Here is a 1,330-nt window from a genome sequence, read left to right as displayed (position 1 = left end):
GCGTGTAAAGCACTGGGTTGATCTCATCGCCTGTACCTAAGTACGCTTTCAAAGTTTCTGGCGACGCAGCACTTTTTAAGTATCCGTCAAACAGATCGATCGCAAACTGCTCTTTTGGTGACAGCTGCTCACCAACAAACATATCAGACATGGTCATTTGATTGGCAGAGCCAAACGCGTTCACATATTCGTAGTGTTTGAAAGGTTCTGTTTGGAAAGTAACTACGAGCGAATCGGCTGGGATTTGCGCCAATAGTGAGCTTGAACCGCTCTGAGGAAGGTTATTTTGGTACAGGTACCCAGCGGCCCCCGCTGCTGCGACCACTGCTGTAGCCAATAGTAGTTTTTTCACGACCAACTCCGTTGTTAGTTATATCGGTTCGTAAATGCGTTTTGCATTCGAGTTTTAAGCCTTAATAAATCGAGTTCTGTAGAGACGAATTACAGTTCTCCTACACCGCCAAACACTGGCTAATGAGTGCTCTATCGGCATATCAACCGTCATCATAAAGATCCGTCGCTAGTTATCAATTTAATGAATATTAATTTCTTAAAATATCCGCAATTTATAGGATAAACCGTGAAGTATGTTGAATTGCACATTCATACTATTGGTAATTTCGTCACTCTAAAGTGCCAAACATGCAACACCGACCAAAATTAACCCAACATTAAATCCACACTGAGTCTTTTATCAAATATCGGAAAACGGCTCACGACCTGACACTTCTTTCCAATTTGCCTCTGGCAGTCCCCTGTGGTTTTCCTTACAGTCGAGCTCACTCAGTGACGAGGCTTATACCAGAATACGATCATTACGACATGATGAAAGACCAACTGACGATCTCGATATCAACCATCAATGGCTCCAAGCATTGGTATTTCAGTAAACGGATGCAACGCAACCTAAAAACCTTTTTAGGGCTATTTGTACTGACTTTGGCAGCTACCGCCATTCTCATAAACCATCTTTACGCGCGGGTCGATAGCGCAGCGATGAAACAAGCGCAGCTCACCGAGCACTCACGCAGCATGGGCGAAGAGCTCAGTACATTAAAGGCGTTGAAGTCTGAACTAGAAAACGACCTTTCAGAGCGAGAGGAGCGGGTTCAGTTGGTTTCCGAGCGCTTAGGCGAACTAGAAAAAGTGCTTGGCGTGGATAATCACGCCACCAATGAAGATTTGGATACTCGACTGGATTCAGCAGCGATCACTTCGAATGTACGAACGCTGATGCTCAATCAAATACCAAACGGTTCGCCTGTGGGTAAAGTTCGACTTTCATCCGGTTTTGGCAAACGTATTCATCCTGTCACCAAGGTAGCGAAAA

At 44.7% G+C, this 1,330-nt stretch carries 2 pseudogenes; one reads left to right on the top strand and one right to left on the bottom strand.

Going from position 1 to position 1,330, the window contains the following annotated elements:
- A pseudogene (locus tag R7Q38_RS23520) lies at positions 1–352 on the bottom strand (hypothetical protein); the annotation flags it as partial.
- Positions 353–825: 473 nt separating this feature from the next.
- Here R7Q38_RS23520 and R7Q38_RS23515 point away from each other — a divergent pair.
- A pseudogene (locus R7Q38_RS23515) lies at positions 826–1,330 on the top strand (M23 family peptidase); the annotation flags it as partial.

This window comes from Vibrio sp. Vb0598 (genome assembly GCF_033338935.1).
Lineage (GTDB): Bacteria > Pseudomonadota > Gammaproteobacteria > Enterobacterales > Vibrionaceae > Vibrio > Vibrio alginolyticus.
The sequence above is the reverse complement of the archived record's forward strand: the minus strand, read 5'-3'. Positions and strand labels throughout refer to the sequence as shown.